Raw genomic sequence first — 1,000 nt, forward strand, 5'->3', positions numbered from 1 at the left:
TATCCTTGCTCTTCGCTGTGCTTATCTCAATGGTCAACTTTCAATTTGATGTATTTGCCAAACTGAGATGCACCCATGGCAAGTGTGTTTAGCTCATCAACTGCGGGATTGCCAATATGCCATTGATGCAGGAGACAGGATTTTTGCCCCAGCGATGAAGAGGTTATTATTAAGGGCTTTTGTTATCCATCGACAACGCGATAGGATGGACGAGGCAAGGCTGGAGCGATATCGCAGCAATTTACGAGAAAGATTAACCAGAATTTTGAGCTTTTCGCCACATCAGCCGGATGGCGTCCGGTTGCGAAAACGCTATGGCGAGCTGATGGATAATTTGTTTTTATTTCTGGAAGATGCAGCAATTCCACCCACAAATAATTCTAGCGAACAAGCGATTCGGATGAGCGTGGTATTTCGCCGTGTGACTAATGGCTTCCGTTCGGAATGGGGTCGAGATTTGTTTGCTGCCGTTCGTTCAGTTGTCAATACTGGCAAGCGTCAGGGTTTAACTGCTTATCAATCTATTCAACAAGCTCTCTCTACTGATGGCTCCCTTTTTTCCCCTAGTTGAGCAATTACCTTATATCCAATAGAAAAATGTATCGGCTCAATAAGTAGGGGTAGCAGAGAAAAAAAAGTAAGCAGAGTACACAAAGTGTCATAAAATAGGACACATGACGCCAAAGATTATTTCAGAAGACAAGTCATCATTGAAGATACTGCAAACCATCGACCCAAAAGGTATTGCAGACGAATCCATGCGTCACACAGTAGAGATATTACTGAACCTAATAGAGCAATTAGAATTAAAAGTCAAAGACTTGGAGTCAGAGAATCAACGGTTAAAAGATGAAAACAACCGATTGAAGGAAGAGCAAGGAAAACCAGACATCAAAGCCAAGTCCAAAGGATTCAAAAGCCAGCGGGTGCATCTCACTTTGGCAAATGTGTCAAAAAAGAGATAAAATGAAAAAGCTAGTAAAATCGTTAAATAAAGATG

At 41.8% G+C, this 1,000-nt stretch carries 2 protein-coding genes; both read left to right on the forward strand.

All coding sequences use genetic code 11. From position 1 onward, the window contains the following. The first annotated feature begins 67 nt into the window (after positions 1 to 67). On the forward strand, positions 68 to 571 hold the full coding sequence (locus QUA83_RS30510; protein ID WP_333297959.1) for an IS66 family transposase: 504 nt from the start codon (positions 68 to 70) through the stop codon (positions 569 to 571). 103 nt (positions 572 to 674) lie between these two features. After that, entirely contained in the window at positions 675 to 965 is a 291-nt protein-coding gene (locus QUA83_RS30515) for a hypothetical protein (RefSeq protein ID WP_333297961.1), read from the forward strand. Positions 966 to 1,000 lie beyond the last annotated feature (35 nt).

Source organism: Microcoleus sp. K1-B1 (assembly GCF_036704705.1).
GTDB lineage: Bacteria > Cyanobacteriota > Cyanobacteriia > Cyanobacteriales > Microcoleaceae > Microcoleus.

What these genes read in the sequence shown, in the direction of transcription:
- QUA83_RS30510 (WP_333297959.1), top strand. Translation starts at nt 68, where the DNA reads ATGCACCCATGGCAAGTGTGTTTAGCTCATCAACTGCGGGATTGCCAA.
- QUA83_RS30515 (WP_333297961.1), top strand. Translation starts at nt 675, where the DNA reads ATGACGCCAAAGATTATTTCAGAAGACAAGTCATCATTGAAGATACTG.